11 protein-coding genes and 1 pseudogene are annotated in these 21,331 nt (G+C 68.6%); 4 read left to right on the top strand and 8 right to left on the bottom strand.

Going from position 1 to position 21,331, the window contains the following annotated elements; translation table 11 throughout:
- The 6 genes from cobN to AC1DKV_RS36460 form a co-directional block, all read right to left on the bottom strand.
- Window positions 1-3,815: cobaltochelatase subunit CobN (gene cobN, locus AC1DKV_RS36485; protein WP_477139301.1), on the bottom strand; the 3,815-nt coding region annotated here is incomplete at its 3' end.
- Between the two features lie 23 nt (window positions 3,816-3,838).
- On the bottom strand, window positions 3,839-6,115 hold the full coding sequence (locus tag AC1DKV_RS36480) for a TonB-dependent hemoglobin/transferrin/lactoferrin family receptor (protein WP_477139300.1): 2,277 nt from the start codon (window positions 6,113-6,115) through the stop codon (window positions 3,839-3,841).
- A gap of 275 nt (window positions 6,116-6,390) precedes the next feature.
- A complete protein-coding gene (locus AC1DKV_RS36475) occupies window positions 6,391-9,597 on the bottom strand; it encodes an efflux RND transporter permease subunit (protein WP_477139299.1) in 3,207 nt (1,068 codons plus the stop codon).
- A gap of 19 nt (window positions 9,598-9,616) precedes the next feature.
- Window positions 9,617-10,852: an efflux RND transporter periplasmic adaptor subunit gene (locus tag AC1DKV_RS36470; protein ID WP_477139298.1), complete on the bottom strand. Its 1,236-nt coding sequence runs from the start codon at window positions 10,850-10,852 to the stop codon at window positions 9,617-9,619.
- Between the two features lie 316 nt (window positions 10,853-11,168).
- On the bottom strand, window positions 11,169-12,344 hold the full coding sequence (locus tag AC1DKV_RS36465; protein WP_477139297.1) for an MFS transporter: 1,176 nt from the start codon (window positions 12,342-12,344) through the stop codon (window positions 11,169-11,171).
- A gap of 140 nt (window positions 12,345-12,484) precedes the next feature.
- Window positions 12,485-13,498 carry a D-2-hydroxyacid dehydrogenase family protein gene (locus tag AC1DKV_RS36460; protein WP_441649905.1) on the bottom strand — a complete coding sequence of 338 codons (1,014 nt, stop codon included), beginning with the start codon at window positions 13,496-13,498 and terminating at the stop codon, window positions 12,485-12,487.
- Between the two features lie 526 nt (window positions 13,499-14,024).
- Here AC1DKV_RS36460 and AC1DKV_RS36455 point away from each other — a divergent pair.
- The gene (locus tag AC1DKV_RS36455) at window positions 14,025-15,881 is read left to right on the top strand and encodes a phosphoenolpyruvate carboxykinase (GTP) (RefSeq protein ID WP_477139296.1); all 1,857 of its coding nucleotides are present in this window, start codon (window positions 14,025-14,027) and stop codon (window positions 15,879-15,881) included.
- 101 nt (window positions 15,882-15,982) lie between these two features.
- Here the strand turns inward: AC1DKV_RS36455 and AC1DKV_RS36450 are convergent, their stop codons facing one another.
- A complete protein-coding gene (locus AC1DKV_RS36450; RefSeq protein WP_477139295.1) occupies window positions 15,983-16,657 on the bottom strand; it encodes a response regulator in 675 nt (224 codons plus the stop codon).
- On the bottom strand, window positions 16,654-18,066 hold the full coding sequence (locus AC1DKV_RS36445; RefSeq protein WP_477139294.1) for a cache domain-containing protein: 1,413 nt from the start codon (window positions 18,064-18,066) through the stop codon (window positions 16,654-16,656). Before AC1DKV_RS36445 ends, AC1DKV_RS36450 begins: the two co-directional genes overlap by 4 nt.
- 483 nt (window positions 18,067-18,549) lie before the next feature.
- Between AC1DKV_RS36445 and AC1DKV_RS36440 the strand changes: the two genes are divergently transcribed.
- From AC1DKV_RS36440 to AC1DKV_RS36430, 3 genes and pseudogenes are all read left to right on the top strand, one after another.
- The gene (locus AC1DKV_RS36440) at window positions 18,550-20,622 is read left to right on the top strand and encodes a carbon starvation CstA family protein (protein WP_477139293.1); all 2,073 of its coding nucleotides are present in this window, start codon (window positions 18,550-18,552) and stop codon (window positions 20,620-20,622) included.
- Between the two features lie 37 nt (window positions 20,623-20,659).
- Window positions 20,660-20,854, top strand: a complete 195-nt coding sequence (locus tag AC1DKV_RS36435; RefSeq protein ID WP_441612827.1) for a YbdD/YjiX family protein — start codon at window positions 20,660-20,662, stop codon at window positions 20,852-20,854.
- Between the two features lie 194 nt (window positions 20,855-21,048).
- Window positions 21,049-21,331: pseudogene (locus tag AC1DKV_RS36430) on the top strand (hypothetical protein); the annotation flags it as partial.

Raw genomic sequence — 21,331 nt, 5'->3', positions numbered from 1 at the left:
GCTTGYGGTGCCGCGGGCTTTGGTGCGCCGGACGGCGCCGCCGCGGGCKCCTKCATGCCGTAGCCCGGCGCGCCGGCCGCGCCAGCCTGTTGCTGCACGTCACGGTTGAAGCTGCGGTTGTCGCTGCGGATATCGTGCCGCTGCGCGAGCGTCTGCCAGCGCTCGGCCAGCGTCCTGAGCAGCGCGGGATCGGCCTTCCAGTAGCCTTTGCGCGCGGCCTCCATCATGCGCTCGATGACCTGCGCCTGGGCCTGGGGCGCGTTGCGCTCGAACCATTCGTCGAGGCCGAGCTTGTGCTTGTCCTTGACGTAGACCTCGGCGAACTCGGTCCACTGGTCGTCGCGCACGATCTCCGGCGCCACCGCGGTCCAGCCCCAGAAGTTGTTGACGGTGTCGAGCATATTGAGCGCGCCGCTGTAGCCTTCGGCCTTCATGCCCTCGATCCAGCCGGGATGGAAGTAACGCGTGCGCAGTTCGGTGGCGAGAAAGGACGCTGCCGTTTCGGTGCGCGCGTGGTTCGCGTCGCGCAGGTTGGAGATCAGCAGCTCCGGCGCCTTGCCGGTGAGGTGCCGCACCGCCAGCCCGATGCCGCCGAGATACTGGAACGGATCGTCGGTGGTGAGCATGCCATACAGGTTGGAGCTGCGCGCCAGCAGCGCGCCCTCCACGCCCTTGAGATTCTCCGCATAGAGATTGAGCTGCGGCAGCTTCTCGCCCCAGGTCTTTTCATCGGGGCCGTAGGCGTATTGCATGCGCGCGAGATAGAGGCCGGCAAGCTTCGCATCCGCCGCCTTGCCGCTGCCGAAGCTGTCGCTGGCGAGGGTGGCGTCGTTGAGGCCCGTGCCGTAGTTGCCGGACTCGCTGGCGAAGATGCGCGTGAGCGCCAGCGCCTCKATGCGCTCCGCGCTCATGTCCTGCGCCTTGAGCTGCGCCAGGCGCTCGCGCACCAGGCGCGTGCCGGCGGCCACCGCGTTGTCGGGCTCGGGCTGCGCCGCGGCCAGCCTGACGGCTTCGGCCAGCCACTTCATCAGGTTGGGAAAGTGGTCCCGGTAGAGGCCGGTGGCGGACAGCACCACATCCACGCGCGGACGCTTGAGTTCCGCCGCCGGGATCGCTTCCACGCCGATCACGCGGCCGCCGCCGTCCCACTGCGGGCGGATGCCCATGGCAGCCAGCGCCTGTGCCTCGAGCATGCCCTGGTGCCGCATGGTTTCCACGCTCCACAGCGAGAAGGCGAGCTTGGCGGGCCATCTGCCGTGGCGCGCGCGCCAGTCCGCGATCATCGCTTCAGCGGCAGCCTGCCCCGCCTGCCATGCCTCGCGGCTCGGCACCTTGGACGGATCGAAGCCGTACAGGTTGCGCCCGGTCGGCAACGCATCGGGATTGCGCACGGGATCGCCGCCGGTGCCGGCAAGCACATAGCGGCCGGCCAGCGCGGTGAGCACCGCTTCGCCCTCGGGCGCTGCGTCGAGGCTGGCGTAGAGCGTGCGGGCGCGTTGCATGTCTTCGCGCTGGCGCACATCGGCCAGGCTGGCCAGCGGCGCGCCGTCGCTTACGTAACGGCGCAGCATGGCGTAGGGCGCGGTCTGCGCGAGCTGCCTGTAGTCGAGCGCGAACAGTTCMTCCGGCTCCTGCGGAAACACACGCTTGAGCCATGCCGGGCCGAGCATGGCCATCACCGTGTAGAGACGTAGCTCGGGCTGCTGCGATTCGCCGAAGGTGTGCAGTCCGTACGGCTGCAGCGCGCCGGCGAGTTCGTGCAGGTKCGTGTGCAACGCATCGAGGAAGCCCGTGAACTGCGCGCCGGCGAGTGCCCGCGGCCAGCCCATGTCGTCGAGCAGGTGCAGGCGATCGCTGCGCGCGAGGATGTCGTCGCGCAGCGTGTCCTTCACCGCGCCTTCGTCCTGCTGCAGGTAGTTGTGCAGCTGGTCATGCAGCGTGGAGAGATCCGTATGCAGGCCCGCCGGCTTGAACGGCGGGGTCTGGTGGCTGACGATGGTGGCGCGGCCGCGGCGCTTGGCCTGCAGCGCTTCGCCCACGTCGTCGACGATGTAGGGATAGATCACCGGCACGCTGCCCAGCACCAGGTAGGGCTGGTCGGTCACGGACAGGCCGCGCTCCTTGCCGGGCGTCCATTCCTGCGTGCCGTGGGTGCCGTAGTGGACCAGCGCGTCGCGCCCTTCGCGCGCCCACAGGTAGGCGGCCATGTAGAAATGGTTGAGCGGCGTCCTGGTGGAGTGGTAGAGCGCTTTCTCGGCGGCTTCGTCGCGCTCGCCGCGCGGCGGCACCGGCATCAGCGCCACGTTGCCGAGCTGCAGGCGCGKGATGGCAAAACCCGCCTCGCCGTTGCGGCGGGTCGCCATGGCCGATGATTCGGGTTCGCCCCAGCGCGCCTTGACCTCGGCGCGGAATCCGGCCGGCTGCGCGTCGTACCAGCGGCGGTATTGCGCCATCGGCATCCATGCCGCGCGGCCTGCGTCGAGCAGGCGGCCGAGCTGGCCTTCGCGATAGAAGGGCGCGAGCAGCGCGCCGAGCTCGCGCTGCAGCAGGGCTTCGTTCGCGGCTTCGGTGCGGTAGCCCGCGGCATGCAGCGAAGCAAGCGTGGACGAAAGGCTGCGCGGCAGGTTGAGGAACGATGCCGACAGGTTTTTCTCGCCCGCCGGATAGTTGTAGAACAGCACCGCCACGCGCTTGTCGGCATTCGGCGTGCGCTGCAGGCGCGCGAGCGCGAGCGCCTTGTCGGCGACGGCATCGAGCTGCGCCGGCAGGCTGACGATGCTGCCGTCCTTCTGCGAAGTGGCGGCCGCCAGCATGGGATCGCTGACGCCGGCCAGTTCCGGCTGCACGAGGTAGAAGGGCGTGTCGGTGAGGCTGATGCCTTGCGGGTCGCGCGCCCAGTCCTGCGCGTCGCCACGGCGATAGGGCATGACCTGCAACACCGGAATGCCGAGCGTTTCGAACTCGGCCTTGCGGCCCGCGGCGTTGAGCATGATCTGCCCGTTGACCAGCACGTCGGTGATGCGCTTGCCGCCGGGCGCGGCCATGCGCAGCACGCCGTCGGCATCCATCACGGGGCTGTAGAACACCAGGGCGCGGGCGCCGCGCGCCTCGATGCGCGCGACCAGGTCATCGACGAAAGCGCTGTCGAGTCCCGACACATAGGCCTGGTGGATCGCCACGCCGATCACCGGCTCGCCCGCATGGCCGGAGACGGCGAGCGCGGCATCCGGCGATTCGGTGACCACGCTCGCCAGGCGCGGGTGATAGTAGGCGGCCTTGGGGAAGATCACCGGCGCGGGGATGGTGCTGTCTTCGCCCATGGCGGCGCGCAGCCGGAATTGCTGCGCGGCCAGCGTGCGCATCATGGCGTCGAAGTTGGCGCGGCCGCCGTTGACGTAGTACGCGTGCACGCGCTTGCCGAGCGCGGCGTCGACGCCGTGCGCTTCGAAGCGGTCGGTGGCGATCAGCAGTCGCGGCACGCGCGCGTTCGTCCACAGCGGCCCGAGCCTGGCGAGCATGTCGGTCACGATGTGATCGCGTGGCGCATCCAGGATCAGCATTGCGGCGCCGTCGATGAACGGCGCCACATCCTGCGCGCTCATGCGTTCGAGATAGCGCGCGCCGAGCGTCATGCCATGCGCGCGCGCCATCGCCTGCAGCGGCTCGAACTTGCCGGCCGGCACCGGCGAGGTGGTGAGCACGGCGATGCGCGGCGGCGCCGCGCCAGCGTGCTGGGCGCCGAACGCCAGCAAGGCCAGCCATAGCAGGCCGAGCGCGCGCAGAAGACGCAGGCAGTCGTTTCTTTGTGGGGACATGGTTTGTTCTATGCGCCTTTCGGTCAGAACGACAGCTTCACGCTGGCGGCAAAGGTGCGGCCCGGCTGCGTGTAGAAATCCAGGCCCGGTTCGCTGGCGGCCACGCCGGACTGGCGCACGTCGCCCCACAGCCAGTACTTCTTGTCGAACAGGTTGTTTACCGACAGCACGATGCTGGCGTAGCGGTTGAAGCGCCACCACGCCTGCACGTCGGTCACGCCATAGCCGCCCGGCTTGAAGTAGGTGAAGCTGCTGTCGTCGGTGCGCGTGACGGGACGCGCGCCGCGCCAGCGCAGGCTGGCGCCCTGGCCCTGGCTGTTGCTGCCGCGCTCCCACGTCAGCGCGGCGCTGGCGCGCAGCGGCGAGACGCTGTTGAGCGGGCGGTCGGTCTGCTCGTTGGTGCCGTGCGCATAGGCCACCGCGCCATCGACGCGCCATTGCGGCAGCAAGCGATAGCTGCCGCGCCACTCGGCGCCGTAGATGCGCACGCTGCTCTGGTTGCGATACTGGTAGGTGGCGCGCAGCCCCGCCAGGCAGGCCGGGTCGGAAGGGCAGTTCAGCTGCACCTGCTCGATGAAGTCCTTGTAGCGGTTGTCGAACAGCGCCACGCTGCTCTGCACGCGTTCGTCGGAGTAGCGCGCGCCGATCTCGAAGGAGCGGCTCTTCTCGGAGTTGAGGTCGCCGTTGGGCGCGGCGCCGTAGCCCTGGATGGTATTGCGGAAGCTGCCGTTGACTTCCTGGTAGTTGGGCGCGCGGAAGCCGAACACGTATTGCGCCCACAGGTTGATCCGGTCGGTGGCCTGCCACAGCGCGGACAGCTTGGGCGAGAGCGCGGAGTCGCTCTTGCTGATGGCGGGCTTGGAGGCCACGCTGTTGTAGAGCTTGTCGTCGTCCGGGCCAAGCGAGTAGTGGTCGAAGCGCAGGCCCGGCGTGAGCGTGAAGCGGCCGCCGGCGAACTGCAGCGCGTCCTGCACGAACACGCCGGTCTGGCGCGTCTCGCCGCTGGGGAAATCGTGGATCGGGAAGTTGTCGCCGGCCAGCGACTTCGATACCGTACCCGTGGTGCGGTTGTACGCGGTGCCGTCGCGGTTCTCGCTCGAGCGCACGCGGATGAAATCCACGCCGCCGGTAAACAGGTGGCCGACCGGGCCGATGGCGAACGATTTGTCCGCCTGCAGGTTGAAGCCGGTCTGCTGCTGGCGGAAGCCGAACAGCAGGTGCACGTCGCACAGGCTGGTGCCGGCCGTCGAGCCGGAGCAGCCGGCGCTGGTGCGGCTGCGCACCTGGTCGGTCACGGTGCGGTTCTCGCTCTCCTGGTAGAACACGGTGGCGCCGAGTCGGTCGAGCACGCGGCTGGCCGGCTTCCATTCGTAGTCCAGGCTGACGCGGTTGCGCGAGACGTCCTCGGTGCCGCTGGCGGAGGTCACGCGCGGCAGTGACGGCGACAGGCGGCGGATATCGGTGAAGGTATCGCCCTCGCGGTGCTCGTAGGTCAGCCTGAAGCGATGGCCGGCGGCGGGATCGAACACCAGCTTGCCCAGCCAGGCATTGGTCTCGCTGTTCTGCGGGTTGGCCACGGAGCGGCCGGTGGAGGTKGAATCGTCGCCGCCCATGCTTTGCACCGCGTGCGCCTTGCGGTGCGCGTACATGAACAGGCCCTTGATGGTTTCGTTGCCGCCGGCCACGCCCGCGGTCTGGCCGAAACCGCTGTCGATGCCGTTCCACGACAGGCCCGCTTCGCCGCCCGCGGCATTGCCGCGCATCAGGTCCTCGGGATCCTTGGTGACATAGGACACCACGCCGCCGATGGCGTCCGAGCCGTACAGGCTGGAAGCCGGCCCGCGCAGCACTTCGACGCGCTTGAGGAAGGAGAACTCGGGCGCGTCGCGAGTGGCACTGGACAGGTTGGAGGGACCGCCGCCGTTGTAGTAGTCGGGCAGGCGCACGCCGTCCACCATCAGCAGCACGCGGTTGTCCTCGATGCCGCGGATATTGATGCTGCCGGTGCCGAAGCGGCGCCGGTCGCGCGGCACGTCGACATCGGGTTCGTCGGCGAACAGGCCGGCTTCGTCGACCGGCTGGGTGCGCTCGATCTGGCGCGCCTCGATGGCGGTGATGGTCGAKGCGACCGCATCGGCGCGCTCCTCGGTGCGGGTGGCGGTGACCACCACCTCGCTCAGCKGGCGGACCGGCTCCTCGGCCGGTCCGGCGGCGAAGGCAGGGCAGGCCAGCGTGGCGCAGACGGCGATGGGCGTGACTCGGACGGAGGCGCGCAGGCGCGCCAGACAGCGGCGTTTCATGGATTTTCCCCCATATGAAAACGAAACGCTGGCTGGCTGGAGCGATGGTGCGGGTGGCTGGCTGGCGTGGTCAGGCGCAGCTCGGCACAGCCGGCTACGCTCTATTGAGAATGCGAATTATTATCAATTGGTAACGATTTGTAAAGCAGACATGCAGAGGCATTGTGCCGCCCATGCCACACCGATGTGGCCTGCGGGGCCGGCCGCAAGGCAAAAGGGCGGTGCCGGCTGACCGGCACCGCCCCCTGGCGTGGATGCAACCGCGGTGAGTGCGCTCAGTGCCGCTCGACGGCCGCCTCGCCCCCCACCAGCACCGGCATGCGATTGCCTTCGGCATCGATCTGCAGCGGGCCGGTGCCCGAGAAGCGGTCCAGTGCGAGATAGATCACCGGCGTGATGAACAGCGTGATCACCTGCGAGAACAGCAGGCCGCCCACCACCGCCAGGCCGAGCGGCTGGCGCAGCTCGGCGCCGGCGCCCAGGCCGAGCGCCAGTGGCAGCGCGCCCATCACGGCGGCGAAGGTGGTCATCAGGATCGGGCGGAAGCGCAGCAGGCAGGCCTGCCGGATCGCGCGCGCCGGGGCCATGCCCTGCTCGCGCTGCGCCGCCAGCGCGAAGTCGATCATCATGATGGCGTTCTTCTTCACGATGCCGATCAGCATCAGCACGCCGATGGTGGCGATCAGCGACAGCTCGATATTGAAGATGAACAGCGTGAGCAGCGCGCCCACCGCCGCCGAGGGCAGGCCGGCCAGGATGGTCAGCGGGTGGATGTAGCTTTCGTACAGCACGCCCAGCAGCGTGTAGATGACGGCGATGGCCGCCACCAGCAACAGCACCTGGGTCGCCTGCGAAGACTGGAACACCGCCGCGTCGCCGCCCCAGCTGGTGAAGATCGAGGTCGGCATGGCGATCTCCTGCCGGTAGGCATCGATCTTCGAAGACGCGTCGCCCAGCGCCGCGCCCGGCGCGAGATTGAACGACACCGTCACCGAAGGCAGCTGGCCCTGGTGGTTCACGGCAATCGGCCCGACCCGGCGCTCGGTGGTGGAGAAGGCCGAGATCGGCACCATCTGCCCGGTCTTGCTGCGCACGTAGAGCTTGGAGAACGCGGTCTCGTCGGCGCGGTCGATGTCGGCCGCCTGCAGGATCACGTAGTAGTTGTCGATCGGCGTGTAGATGGTGGAGACCTGCCGCTCGCCGAAGGCGGAATACAGTGCCTGGCGCACGTCCTGGATCTGCACGCCGAGCGCGTTGGCCTTGTCCCGGTCGATGGAGAGCTGCGCCTCCAGGCCGGATTGCTGCGAGTCGCTGGTGACGTCGCGGAACACCGGGTCGGCGCGCATCTTGACCATCAGCTTGTCGGAAAACTCCTGCAGCTGGCCGGCCTTCACGCTCTGCAGCGTGTACTGGTAGCGGCTCTTGCTCTGGCGCCCGCCCAGGCGCAGGTTCTGCACCGGCGAGAAGTAGACCGCCAGGCCCGGGATGCCGGCCACGTCGCGGCGCAGCGATTCCACCACCTTGGCCATGCGCGGACGCTCGCCCAGCGGCTTGAGCTCGACGAACATGCGGCCGGTATTGATGGCGGGCGAGTTGCCGCCGCCGATCGACACCACGATGCTGCGCACCGCGGGATTCTTGCGCATGCGCTCCGCGGCGTCGCGCAGGCGGTCGGCCATGGCGTCGAAGGAGATGTCCTGCGGGCCTTCGGCGTTGACCTGGATCTGGCCGATGTCTTCTTCCGGGAAAAAGCCCTTGGGAATGGTGGCGAACAGCACCGCGGTCAGCACGAAGGTCAGCCCGGCCACCGCCAGCACTGACTTGCGGTGGGCCAGGCACCAGTCGAGCCCACGCGCATAGCGGTGCAGCGTGAACTCGAACAGGTCCTCGAACCACTGCGTGGAGCGCATCCCGATGGTCTGCTTCTGCGCCACGGCCGGTGCGTGCGCGCCGCCGGCGTGGTCGCCATACGCGTGCTGGGACTCGTCGATGGGCACGTTCTCGGCCGAGAGGAAGCGCGCGCACAGCATCGGGATCAGGGTCAGCGATACCAGCGCCGACACCAGGATCGACAGCGACACCACCGCGGCGAACTCGTGGAACAGCAGGCCGATCACGCCCGGCATGAAGAAGATCGGGATAAACACCGCGATCAGCGAGATCGAGATCGAGAGGATGGTGAAGCCCATCTCGCGCGAGCCGACCAGCGCGGCCTTGAGCGGCGGCACGCCTTCCTCGATATGGCGCACGATGTTTTCCAGCATCACGATGGCATCGTCCACCACCAGGCCCACGGCGAGCGTGATGGCCAGCAGCGAGACGTTGTCCAGGCTGTAGCCGAACGCCTTCATCAGCGCCACCGTGCCGATCAGCGAGATCGGCAGCGAGACGGTGGGGATCAGCGTGGCCGCGGCGCGGCGCAGGAACAGGAAGATCACCAGCACCACCAGCGCCACGGTCAGGGCCAGTGTGAACTGCACATCGTGGATCGACTCGCGGATCGACTGCGAGCGGTCATTGACCACGTTGACGCTCACCGAGGCCGGCATCTGCTGGATCAGGCGGGGCAGGGCGTTCTTGATGGCGTCGACCACCRCCACCGTGTTGGCGTCGGGCTGGCGCAGCACGGCCAGCACGATGGAGCGCTCGTTGTTGAGCCAGCTGCCGGTCTTGATGGTCTCGACGCTGTCCTCCACCTCGGCCACGTCGGACAGCCGCACCAGCGCKCCGCTGGGCTGGCTGGCCACGATGATGTTGCGGAAGGCGTCGGCGCTGGCGAGCTGGCGGTTGGCCTGGATGGTGAGCGTCTGGCGCGCGCCGTCGAGCGTGCCGACCGGGGTGTTGGCGTTGGCGCGGTTCAGCGCGGTGGCCAGCTCGTCGAGCGTCAGGCCGCGCGCGGCAAGCGCATCCGGATGGGCGCGCACGCGCACCGCGAAGCGCTTCTGGCCGAAGATCTGGACCTGCGCCACGCCCGGCAGGGTAGCCAGCGTGGGCGAGATCAGGTTGTCGCCGAACGCGTTGAGCTCGGCCAGGCTCATGGCCGGCGAGTTGATCGCCAGCAGCAGCACCGGTGCATCGGCCGGGTTGACCTTGCGGTACGACGGCGGCACCGTCATCTCGATCGGCAGCGAACGCTGCGCGCGGAACAGCGCCGCCTGCACGTCCACGGCCGCGGCATCGATGTCGCGGTCGTTGTTGAACTCGATGGTGATGCTCGAGTTGCCCAGCGTGTTCGACGAGCTGATCACCGACACGCCCGGAATGGTGGCGAACTGCTTTTCCAGCTGCGTCGCCACCGAGGCCGCCATGGTCTCGGGGCTGGCCCCGGGCAGCGTCGCCGTGACCTGGATCACCGGCGAGTTGAACGAGGGCAGCGCCGCGATCGGGATGGTGGGGTAAAGCGCGATGCCGGTGACGATCACCGCAAGGCACAGCAGCACCGTCATCACCGGACGGCGGATACAGAGCTCGGACAGGGTCATGGCGTTGGGGCTCTGGAATTCAATGCTTGGCGTCGGCGGMTGCGGCGCTGGCCGCGACGGCCTTGGCCGCCGGCGCGCCTTCGCGCACCAGGCTGCCCGCGCGCAGGTTCTGCGCGCCCTCCACCACCACGCGCGTGCCTGGCGGCACGCCTTCGATGACGGCGGCGCCGGCGGTCGAGACCTGCACCTTCACCGGCACCGGCTTGACGCGGTTGTCGGGCTGCACGACGTAGACGAAGCGGCCCTCGGGGCCGGTCACCACGGCCTGCGGCGGCACCGACAACGCACCCTTGAGGGTCTGCACCACGACATCGACGTTGGCATAGGTGCCCGGCCACAGGCGCTGCTCCTCGTTGCCGAACTGGGCCTTGATGCGGATGCTGCCGTACTGCGGGTCGACCGTGTTATCCACGAAGCTGATCTTGCCGGTGACCGGGCTCTTGCTGCCGTCGTTGGGCAGCGCGGTGACGGTGACCGGGCCGGCGTGCATCGCCTCGCGCAGCGCCGCGAGCTGGCGCTCGGGCAGCGTGAAGGTGACGGCGATGGGCTGGATCTGGGCGATGGTGACCATCGGCAGCGCGCTGTTGGGCATCACCAGCGAGCCGGGGAACATATTGATCACGCCAGTGCGCCCGGCGATGGTGGCGCGGATGGCGCCGTAGCTGACCGCCACGCGGCCGGCCTCGATCGCGGCCTGGTCGGCGCGGATGGTGGCTTCGAAGCCGTCKACCTTGGCCTGGGCGGTATCCACCGCGCTCTTGGAGATGAAGTTGCGCTGGAGCAACTCGTTGCTGCGCGCCAGGGTGCGGCGGGCGTCGGACAGGTCGGCCTGGTCGCGCATCAGCTGGGCCTGCGCGCGGGCAAGGTTGGCCTCGTCCATGCGGGTGTCCAGGGTGAACAGCAGGTCACCCGGCTTGACGGTCTGGCCTTCCTTGATGTGCACGGCGCGCACCGTGCTCGAGACCTGCGGGCGGACCTCGACCGTGGACAGCGCACTGACCGTCCCGTTAGCGCTTACTTTCAGCGGAACGTCCCCCTGCTGGACCACGGCCGTGCTCACCACCACCGTGGCGGGCGCCTTTGCGGCGGGCTTGGGCGCCAGCCACGCGCGCCAGCCGTACCATCCGCCCGCTGCCAGCGCGGCCAGGACCACGGCCAGCACCCATGGGGAGACGCGTCCCTTTCCCGTGCCCATGCCTGGACTCCACTTACCGTCGACGAAGCCCTTGGCCTGGTCGATGCCGTTCGTTTTCATGTGAGGACTCTCTTACAGTGCGCGCATCAGGCGCCGCTCCCCGACGGCCCGGTTTCTGGGAACCAGTGCCGACTCGCGACAAAACCGCTACTAGTACAGGATCGGGACCGCCGGCGGCTAGTGGCGGCGCCCTCCACCCCATTACAAACTATTACAGCACGGGGGGTACCTGCTTGTATCAAGAGCCAAACATTAGCAGAAAGCCAGCCGTGTCGGCCATCGGCGCGGGCGGGCGCTGATGCTTTCTATCGACACATCGCGGCGCTGGCGGCGGCGGAGCGCATGCCGGCCTGAGCGCAGACCCGGGTACGCGCGCTCAGGCCTGTGGCGCGGGTGCCTCGCGCTGGCTCCAGCGGCAGCCCAGCACGCGCGCGCGCCGGGACACGCCCAGCGCCAGCAGCATCAGCACGGYGGCGCCCCAGTGCAGGGCGCCGGCGCCGGCGGTGGCGTAGATCGCCGCGCCACCCATGGCGCCGAGGGCCTGGCCGAGGTAGATCGAGGAAGAGTTGAGCGAGATCGAGGCCGAGGCACGCTCCGGCGCCAGCGCCACCAGCCGCGCCTGCTGCGCGCTGTTGGTGGCGAAGCCKCCCACGCCCCACAGCATGAAGATCAGCACCAGCGCCACCGGGCCGACGGTGGCCAGCGGCCACAGCAGCATCGCCGCCAGCGAGGTCAGCATGGCGACCTGGACGATGCGCGCGGGCGTAGCCCGGTCCATGCGCGCGGCAGCCAGCACATTGCCGGTCACGCCGCAGGCGCCGTAGGCCAGGAACATCAGGCTCAGCGTGGCGCCGCTGATGCCGTGCACGTCGCGCAACAGCGGGGCKATGTAGGTAAACAGCGTGAACATGCCGGCGGACTGGATCATGGTGGTGGCCACCACCAGCACCATCGGMGTATGGCGCAGCACCGCGCCCCAGGCGGCGCGGCCGACCGGCTCCACGTACAGCCGCGGCGGCAGCGCCCGCCACACGGCCAGCGCCGCGGCCAGCGCCATCACGCCCACCAGCGCCATGCTGAAGCGCCAGCCCAGCGTGCTGGCGATCCACGTGCCCAGCGGCACGCCGACCACGCTGGCCACGCTCCAGCMGAGAAAGACKAAGCTGATGGCGCGCCCGCGCGTCTGCGCGTTGACCAGCAGCKGCAGCGTGGCGGCGGTCTGCGGCGTATAGATGGCCGCGCCGATGGCGGTCAGGAAGCGGACCGCCATCAGGGCGGCAAAGCTCGGCGCCAGCGCCGCGGCCAGGTGCATGACGGCGTAGACCAGCAGCGATCCGGCCAGCAGCAGGCGGCGGTCGATGCGCGAGCCGAGCGTGGCGAACAGCGGGGCGCCCACGCAGGTAGCCAGCGCGAACACCGCGATCAGCTGGCCGGCGGTGCCCGCGCTCAGGCCGAAGTCGCCGGCGATGTCGTTGAGCATGCCGGTGACGATCATCGCGCCGGTGCCGATGACGAAATTGCCGAAGCACAGCGTCAGGAGCCTGGGATCCATGGCGGGCGGCGCTAGAAAAAAGAGGGCGGAAAGACGAAAAACGCGGCCGGAGGCCGCGCGGGATGAGGCGAGTGTAGCGGGTTTGCCCGGTTCGCGTTTGCGGCGAACCGGGCACCGCGCCGCGGACTCCGGTGCCGGCTCTAGCGGGACAGGGCCGGCGTCAGCGCCTTGGGATTGGCGATGCTTTCGTGCTTGCCGGCCAGTACGTCGAGGATGTTCTGGAAGGCGATGCGGAAGTACATCTCGTAGCTCTCCCGCTCCACGTAGCCCAGGTGCGGCGTGCAGATGCAGTTTTCCATGCGCAGCAGGGCGTGGCCCTGCAGGATGGGCTCGGACTCGAACACGTCGACCGCCGCCATGCCCGGGCGGCCGCGGTTGAGCGCGGTCAGCAGGGCGTTTTCCTCGACCAGCTCGGCGCGGCTGGTATTGACGAACAGCGCGGTCGGCTTCATGCGAGTGAGGTCGGACAGCTTGACCAGCCCGCGGGTCTCGTCGTTCAGGCGCAGGTGCAGCGACAGCACATCGCTTTCGGCGAACAACTGCTCCTGCGACTCGGCCACCGCCAGGCCGTCCTCCCGGGCGCTTTTCTGCGAGTTCTCGCGGCCCCACACCAGCACATTCATGCCGAAGGCGCGGCCGTAGCCGGCCAGCAGCTTGCCGATCTTGCCGTAGCCCCAGATGCCCAGCGTCTGCCCGCGCAGCACCTGGCCCAGGCCGAAATTGGGCGGCATGGTGGTGGACTTGAGCCCGGACTGCTGCCAGGCGCCGTGCTTGAGGCTGGCCACGTACTGGGGAATGCGGCGCTGGGCCGCCATGATCAGGGCCCAGGTGAGTTCGGCCGGCGCCACCGGCGAGCCGGAGCCTTCCAGCACTGCCACGCCGCGCTCGGTACAGGCATCGATGTCGACATGGCCGCCGACGCGGCCGGTCTGGCTGACGATCTTGAGCTTGGGCAGTTTTTCCAGCAGTTGGCGGGGGATGCGCGAGCGTTCGCGGATCAGCACCACGGCCTCCACGTCCGACAGGCGCGCCGCCAGCTGGCCGACGCCCTTCACGGTGTTGTTGAACACCTTGACGTCATGGCCGTCGAGCAGGCTGAAACAGGGCAGTTTGCGAACGGAGTCCTGGTAATCGTCGAGTACGGCAATCTTCATCGGCAACTCTGGTTTGGCAATGGCTAAGGTGCGCGCGACCACAAAGCGGGGCGCGCATCCACTGTATTGTTTTACTACCTGCCGCGCKACACTGCCGCAGGTGCGGCGTGCGGCGCAGACTTTTTGGCGCAAGGCAGAAGTGCGCTGCCAGGCAGGTGAACAGGACAATACGGCACGGCAGGAAAGATGCGCCGGCACTGCGCCAACATTGCTGCGGAGCAAAAAACAGCGGCCCGAGGCAGTGGTATCCTTGCCGGCTCCGATGCTACCGGATTGTCGGTCGAGCCACGCTCCCGTCCGCTGGATTGTGTCGGACAAAGCCTGCCCGGCCCTGTCGCGCGGAAAGCGCAACTGTAGCGCAGCCACGAGGCMCGCCGCGACCTTTTGCTGGGTCGGGGCTGCCGCTCAGTTGTAACGGGATGTGACGATGTTGGCCCGTTGGATATCCCGGTGCCGCCTGCACGYGGCGACGCGATGGCGCGGCCCAGGCTTTGGAAAGAATTCTTTTTCGCTTTGGAGTAACTGTATGAACCATCCCGCCATGCAKGGCACGCCCGCACTCAACGTTCCGGCCTGGGTCAAGCACCAGAAGCTGGTCGCCTGGGTAGCCGAGATCGCGGCGCTTGCCAAACCCGACAATATCTACTGGTGCGACGGCTCGCAGGACGAGTACGACCGCCTGTGCGACCAGATGGTCGCCGCGGGCACCATGAAGCGCCTCAACCCGGCCAAGCGCAAGAACTCCTTCCTCGCGCTGTCCGATCCGTCGGACGTGGCACGCGTCGAAGACCGCACCTTCATCTGCTCGGAAAAGCAGGAAGATGCGGGCGCCACCAACAACTGGACCGCCCCGGCCGAAATGCGCCAGACCCTGGCCGGCCTGTTCGAAGGCTGCATGCGCGGCCGCACCCTCTACGTGGTGCCGTTCTCGATGGGCCCGCTGGGCTCGCCGATCGCCCATATCGGCGTGGAACTGTCCGATTCGCCGTATGTGGCGGTGAACATGCGCATCATGACCCGCATGKGCCGCGCGGTGTTCGACGTGCTCGGCACCGACCGCGACTTCGTGCCTTGCGTGCACACCGTCGGCAAGCCGCTGGCCGCGGGCGAGAAGGACGTGCCCTGGCCCTGCAACGCCACCAAGTACATCGTGCATTTCCCGGAAACGCGCGAGATCTGGTCGTATGGCTCGGGCTATGGCGGCAACGCGCTGCTGGGCAAGAAGTGCTTCGCCCTGCGCATCGCTTCCACCATGGGCCGTGACGAAGGCTGGCTGGCCGAACACATGCTGATCCTGGGCGTGACCTMGCCCGAGGGCAAGAAGTACCACGTGGCGGCCGCCTTCCMGTCGGCCTGCGGCAAGACCAACTTCGCCATGCTGATCCCGCCCAAGGGCTTCGAAGGCTGGAAGGTCACCACCATCGGCGACGACATCGCCTGGATCAAGCCGGGCCAGGACGGCCGCCTGTACGCCATCAACCCGGAAGCCGGCTACTTCGGCGTGGCCCCGGGCACCAGCGAGAAGACCAACTTCAACGCGATGGCGACGCTCAAGGAAAACGTCATCTTCACCAACGTGGCGCTGACCGACGACGGCGACGTGTGGTGGGAAGGCATGAGCAAGGAAGCCCCGGCCCACCTGGTCGACTGGCAGGGCAAGGACTGGACCCCGGCCATCGCCCGCGAGACCGGCGCCAAGGCCGCGCACCCGAACGCCCGTTTCACCGCGCCGGCCGTGCAGTGCCCGTCGATCGACGATAACTGGGACAACCCGGCCGGCGTCGCCATCGACGCCTTCATCTTCGGCGGCCGCCGCTCCACCACGGTGCCGCTGGTGACCGAGGCGCGCAACTGGACCGAAGGCGTCTACATGGCCGCCACCATGGGCTCGGAAACCACCGCCGCGGCGGCCGGCCAGCAAGGCGTGGTGCGCCGCGACCCGTTCGCCATGCTGCCGTTCTGCGGCTACAACATGGCCGACTATTTCGGCCACTGGCTGGCGCTGGGCAAGAAGCTCGAAGCCAGCGGCGCCAGGCTGCCGGGCATCTACTGCGTCAACTGGTTCCGCAAGGACGCGGACGGCAACTTCGTGTGGCCGGGCTTCGGCGAGAACATGCGCGTGCTGTCGTGGATGATCGACCGCGTCGAAGGACACGGCAAGGGCACCGACCACGTGTTCGGCACCTCGCCGCGCTTCGAGGACCTGAACTGGGAAGGGCTGGAATTCACGCGCCAGCAGTTCGACCAGGTCACCTCGATCGACCACGCCGCATGGCAGCGCGAGCTGACCCTGCACGAAGAGCTGTTCACCCAGCTCAAGCACAACCTGCCGCAGGCGCTGGTGGACACCAAGGCCGCACTGGCCAAGCGCCTGGCTGACTAAGCCGCCGCGATTCCGGCTGCAGGCGAGAGCCCCCTGGAAACAGGGGGCTTTTTCTTTTGGCCGGCGTCTTGCGCGCCGATGCTCGCCAGAGCCGCCACGGGCTACGTGCCCGGCGGCGTATCGCCCGCCGTGCCCGCGCCGAGCTGCTCCACCGCGTACTTCACCAGTTCCGCGCGGCCTTCGATGCCGAGCTTGCGGCGCAGATTGAGCCGGTGCGTCTCGATGGTGCGCACCGATACGCCCAGCGCGGCGGCGATGTCCTTGTTGGCMTGCCCGCGCCCGATGCAGTTGAGGATGTCGCGCTCGCGCGGCGTGAGCGCATCGAGCGGCCCGGCGGCGGGGCTTTCCTCGACCATGCGGCGCGCAATGCGGGCGCTGTAGAAGACGCGGCCGGCGAGCACGGCGCCGATGGCCGCCATCAGTTCGTCGGCGGGCGCGTCCTTGAGCACATAGCCGCGCGCGCCGGCGCGGATCGCCTGTCGCACATACTCCAGGTTGTCGTGCATGGACACCACCAGCACGGCCAGCTCGGGATAGTMGTCGTGCAGCGCGGCGGCCAGCGCGATGCCGCCCATGCCGCGCATGCCGATATCGGTGATCACCAGTTCRGGCATCTGCTCGGGCGCGGCCCGGGCCAGCCAGGCCAGCGCGGCCTCGCCGTCGTCGGCTTCGCCGACCACGCTCAGCTCGGGCTGCAGGCCCAGGCGCATGCGCATGCCGTCGCGCACCAGCGCGTGGTCGTCGATCAGCAGCACGCGGGCAGGGGCTTGGGTCATGATGATGGATTTCCTGAGCTGTCTTGTCGGGCCGCGGCGGGCGCGGGGCCCGGGCGCGGCAGTGGCACCGCGGCGTGCAGGCGGGTGGCGCCGGGACGGGAGCTGATCTCGAACTCGCCGCCCAGCGCGGCGGTGCGCTCGCGCAGGTTGCGCAGGCCGATGCCACGCTTGGGGTCGTGCTGCATGCGCGCCACGTCGAAGCCGGCGCCGTCGTCCTGCACCGTCAGCCGGGTGGCATCGGCATCGAAGGCCAGTTCCAGCGCCACATGGCGCGCGTGAGCATGCCGCTCCACATTGGTCAGCGCCTCCTGGGCAATGCGGAACAGCGCGGTGGCCTGCTCGTCGGGCAGCTCGCGCGGCGTGCCGCTGCGCGAGACGGCGATGCGCAGGCCGCTGCCTTCCTGCATCTCGCGCGCCAGATGCTCCAGCGCGGCGTAGAGGCCGAGATCGTCGAGCAGGGCGGGGCGCAGGTTGCGCGCCACCCGCCGCACTTCGTTGAACACGCTGTCCAGGCGTGCCAGCGCGGTGCCGAGCACGGGCGACACCGTGGCGCCTTCGCCCGGCGCCAGGCGCAGGCGGTTGGCCGCGGTTTCCAGCAGCAGCTTGACCKACACCAGCAACTGGCTGATGCCGTCATGCAGCTCGCGCGACAGCCGTGCCCGTTCTTCTTCCTGCGACTGCACCACGCGCTGGGCCAGCTGGCGCAGCTTGGCGTCGGCCTCGCGATGCTCGCTCACGTTGAGGGCCAGCCCGCTGGCGGCCACCAGCAGGATGCTGATGGCGGCGATCACGCCGATCCATGCCATGGTTTCGCGGATATCGGTCTCGGCGCGCGCATCGAGCTGGCGCAGGGTGCGCTCGACGTCGTCCAGGTAGATGCCGGTGCCAAGCATCCAGTTCCATTCCGGCACCCCGACCACGTAGCCGAGCTTGGGCGCCACCTGCTGGGACGACGGCTTCTTCCACATGTAGCGCACCGAACCGCCGCCGGCGCGCGCGGCCGCGATCAGCCGCTGGATGGTGAGCGCGCCCTGCGGGTCGCGCAGGCTCCACAGGTCCTGTCCCACCAGCTCGGGCTGGCGCGGGTGCATCAGGTTGCKGCCCTGCATGTCGTAGAGGAAGAAGTAGCCGTCGGGGCCGTAGTCCAGGCGCGCCAGCGCTTCCATGGCGGCGTGGCGGGTGGCGTCGTCGTTGCGGCCCGAGTGCACCATGGGCGCGATCGCGCTCTGCGCCAGCTCTACGTAGTGGCGCAGCTCGACCTCCTTGCTCTGCAGGTAAGCCGCCTCGACCAGGGTGCGCTCGTGGCGGGCCAGCGCGGTGGCCTGGTAGCGCACCGCCAGCGCGATGCCGAACATGGCGACGGCGAGCGGCGCGACGGCCAGCAGCAGGATCTTCTGACGGAGTTTCATCGATGCCGGGGCAGTGCCTGAGTAGTGCTCGAGTGGTGCTCGCGTGGTGCTTGCGTGGTGCCGGGATGGCGCCGGGTGCGTCCCCGGGGTAAACACGGATGACGCGCAAGCGGCATATGACCGTGGATCTACGTAGTAACACGCAACGTGGCTGCGTAGTTCCGCGCTTGTGCCGCCAGGGGCGGGTGTCAATACTACACGCCGGACGTGCGACCGCTGCCACGCAGCATCATGCATGCGTCCTGCGCAGCGGGTGCGGCCAGCGATTGCCGGCAGCATCGCCCGCCTGCGACGACCAGATCCGGAGCTTGCGAGACTCACCGGGCACCGACGAAAAACTGGCAGGAGACAACCACGCCACCCCCTCGTCAGCCCGCCGTCCCCGGCGCGCGCCGTCCGCTTGGACGCCCCCGCGCGCCGCGCCATGCATGCCGGACCTGCCGCCGCCGGCATTTCCATAAACGGTCTGAGGAGACCCTCATCATGAATCGCATCGGGCAACACCTGGTGTGGCTGGCCGTCGCCGTACTCGGCGCCTTCGCCTTTGCCACCGTTGCACTATCTCGCGGCGAAGCCGTCAGTGCCCTGTGGATCGTGGTCGCCGCGATCTGCATCTACCTGATCGCCTACCGCTACTACAGCAAGTTCATCGCCGACAAGGTCATGCAGCTCGACCCCAAGCGCATGACGCCGGCCTGGCGCCACAACGACGGGCTGGACTACGTGCCGACCAACAAGGCGGTGCTGTTCGGCCACCACTTCGCCGCGATCGCCGGCGCCGGCCCGCTGGTGGGCCCGGTGCTGGCCGCGCAGATGGGCTACATGCCCGGCATGCTGTGGATCCTGGCCGGCGTGGTGTTCGCCGGCGCGGTGCAGGACTTCATGGTGCTGTTCATCTCCACGCGCCGCGACGGCCGCTCGCTGGGCGACCTGATCAAGTCCGAGATGGGCACGGTGCCGGGCATGATCGCGCTGTTCGGCTGCTTCATGATCATGATCATCATCCTGGCGGTGCTGGCGCTGATCGTGGTGAAGGCGCTGGCSGGCTCGCCGTGGGGCACCTTCACCGTGGGCGTGACGATTCCCATCGCCATCTTCATGGGCGTGTACACGCGCTACATCCGCCCGGGCCGCATCGGCGAGGTGTCGGTGATCGGCTTCGTGCTGCTGATGCTGGCCATCATCGGCGGCCAGTACGTGCACGAGAGCGCCGTGCTGGCGCCGCTGTTCACGTACGACGGCAAGGCCCTGACGTGGATGCTGATCGTCTACGGCTTTATCGCCGCGGTGCTGCCGGTGTGGCTGCTGCTGGCCCCGCGCGACTACCTCTCGACCTTCCTCAAGATCGGCACCATCATCGCGCTGGCCGTGGGYATCGTGATCGTGGCGCCGGAGCTGAAGATGCCGGCGTTCACGCAGTTCGCCAAGGGCGGCGGGCCGGTGTGGTCGGGCAACCTGTTCCCGTTCCTCTTCATMACCATCGCCTGCGGCGCGGTGTCGGGCTTCCATGCGCTGATCTCCTCGGGCACCACGCCMAAGCTGCTGGAGAGCGAGTCGCACATGCGCTTCATCGGCTACGGCGCGATGCTGGCCGARTCCTTCGTCGCCATCATGGCGCTGGTGGCCGCCTCGGTGATCGAGCCGGGCGTGTACTTCGCCATGAACAGCCCGGCCGCCGTGATCGGCACGTCGCCGGAAGCGGTGGCCGCGGTGGTGTCCGGCTGGGGCTTCGTGATCACGCCTGACGTGCTGATCCAGACCGCCAAGGACGTCGGCGAGAACACCATCATCTCGCGTGCCGGCGGCGCGCCGACGCTGGCGGTGGGCATTGCCCACATCCTGCACCAGGTGGTGGGCGGCCAGGCCATGATGGCCTTCTGGTACCACTTCGCCATCCTGTTCGAGGCGCTCTTCATCCTGACCGCCGTGGACGCGGGCACCCGCGCCGGGCGCTTTATGCTGCAGGACCTGCTGGGCAGCTTCGTGCCCTCGTTCCGCCGCACCGACTCGCTGCCTGCCAACCTGATCGCCACCGCGCTGTGCGTGGCGTTCTGGGGCTATTTCCTGTACCAGGGCGTGGTCGACCCGCTGGGCGGCATCAACACGCTGTGGCCGCTGTTTGGCATCTCCAACCAGATGCTGGCCGCGGTGGCACTGGTGCTCGGTACCTGCGTGCTGGTGAAGATGAAGCGCGGCAAGTACGCCTGGGTCACCCTGGTGCCCACMATCTGGCTGCTGATCTGCACGCTGACMGCCGGCTGGCAGAAGCTGTTCGACGCCGATCCCAAGGTCAGCTTCCTGACCCACGCGGCCAGGTTCAGCGACGCCATCGCCGCGGGCAAGGTGCTGGCCCCGGCCAAGTCGATGGAGCAGATGCACCGCATCGTCTTCAACGACTACCTGGACGCCGGCCTGTGCGCGCTGTTCATGTTCGTGGTGCTGTCGGTCGTGTTCTACGGCTTCAAGACCGCGCTGGCCGCGCGCGCCGCGAGCCGCCCGACCGACCGCGAGACGCCGGTCGAGCMGATGCCGGCAACGACCTCGGCGCAGCACTGAGTACGCCCGAACCCGCTACAGGAACAGGAGAATCGTCATGATCGAGCAACTGGGAACCATGGGCCGCTACCTCGGCCAGTCCCTGCGCCTGATGGTGGGGCTGCCGGACTACCAGACCTACGTGGCGCACATGGAAAGCACCCACCCCGACCGCGCGCCGATGAGCTACGAGGAATTTTTCCGCGAACGCCAGGAAGCGCGCTACGGCGGGGGACAAGGCAAGTGCTGCTAAGCCGCCGGATTGTGCGCAGTCCGGCGCGTAATCCGGGGTGCAAGTGATGCTTTAGGGGGGCCGCTGCGAAAGCGGCCCTTTTTGCGTTTCCCTAGCCGTTACAGGGCCTTACACGTGGTTACAGCAAGCTTGGGGCGACCTCTCTACACTTGCGTMAAAAGTTGATAATCATTGCTAACCCAAGGAAGAAGAACATGTCTCGGCACACCGTTCGCAGTTTCACCCTGGCCATCGCCCTGGCGGCATCCGCGCTGCCGGTGTTTGCGGGCGATATGAACAATGCCCTCGGCGGCGCACTCKGCGGTGTCGCCGGCGCGGCGGTGGGCGGCGCACTCGGCGGCTCGACCGGCGCGGTGATCGGCGGCGCAGTAGGCGGCGGCGCAGGCGGCGCGGTCACCTCCAACCGTCGCGAGCGCACCGGCGCCATCATCGGCGGCGCGCTGGGCGGCGGCGCGGGCACGGCGGCCGGCAATGCCA

The sequence above is a fragment of the Cupriavidus sp. 05T41 genome, from assembly GCF_056396525.1.
Note: the sequence above shows the minus strand (reverse complement) of the source record. Positions and strands in the feature narration are given on the sequence as shown.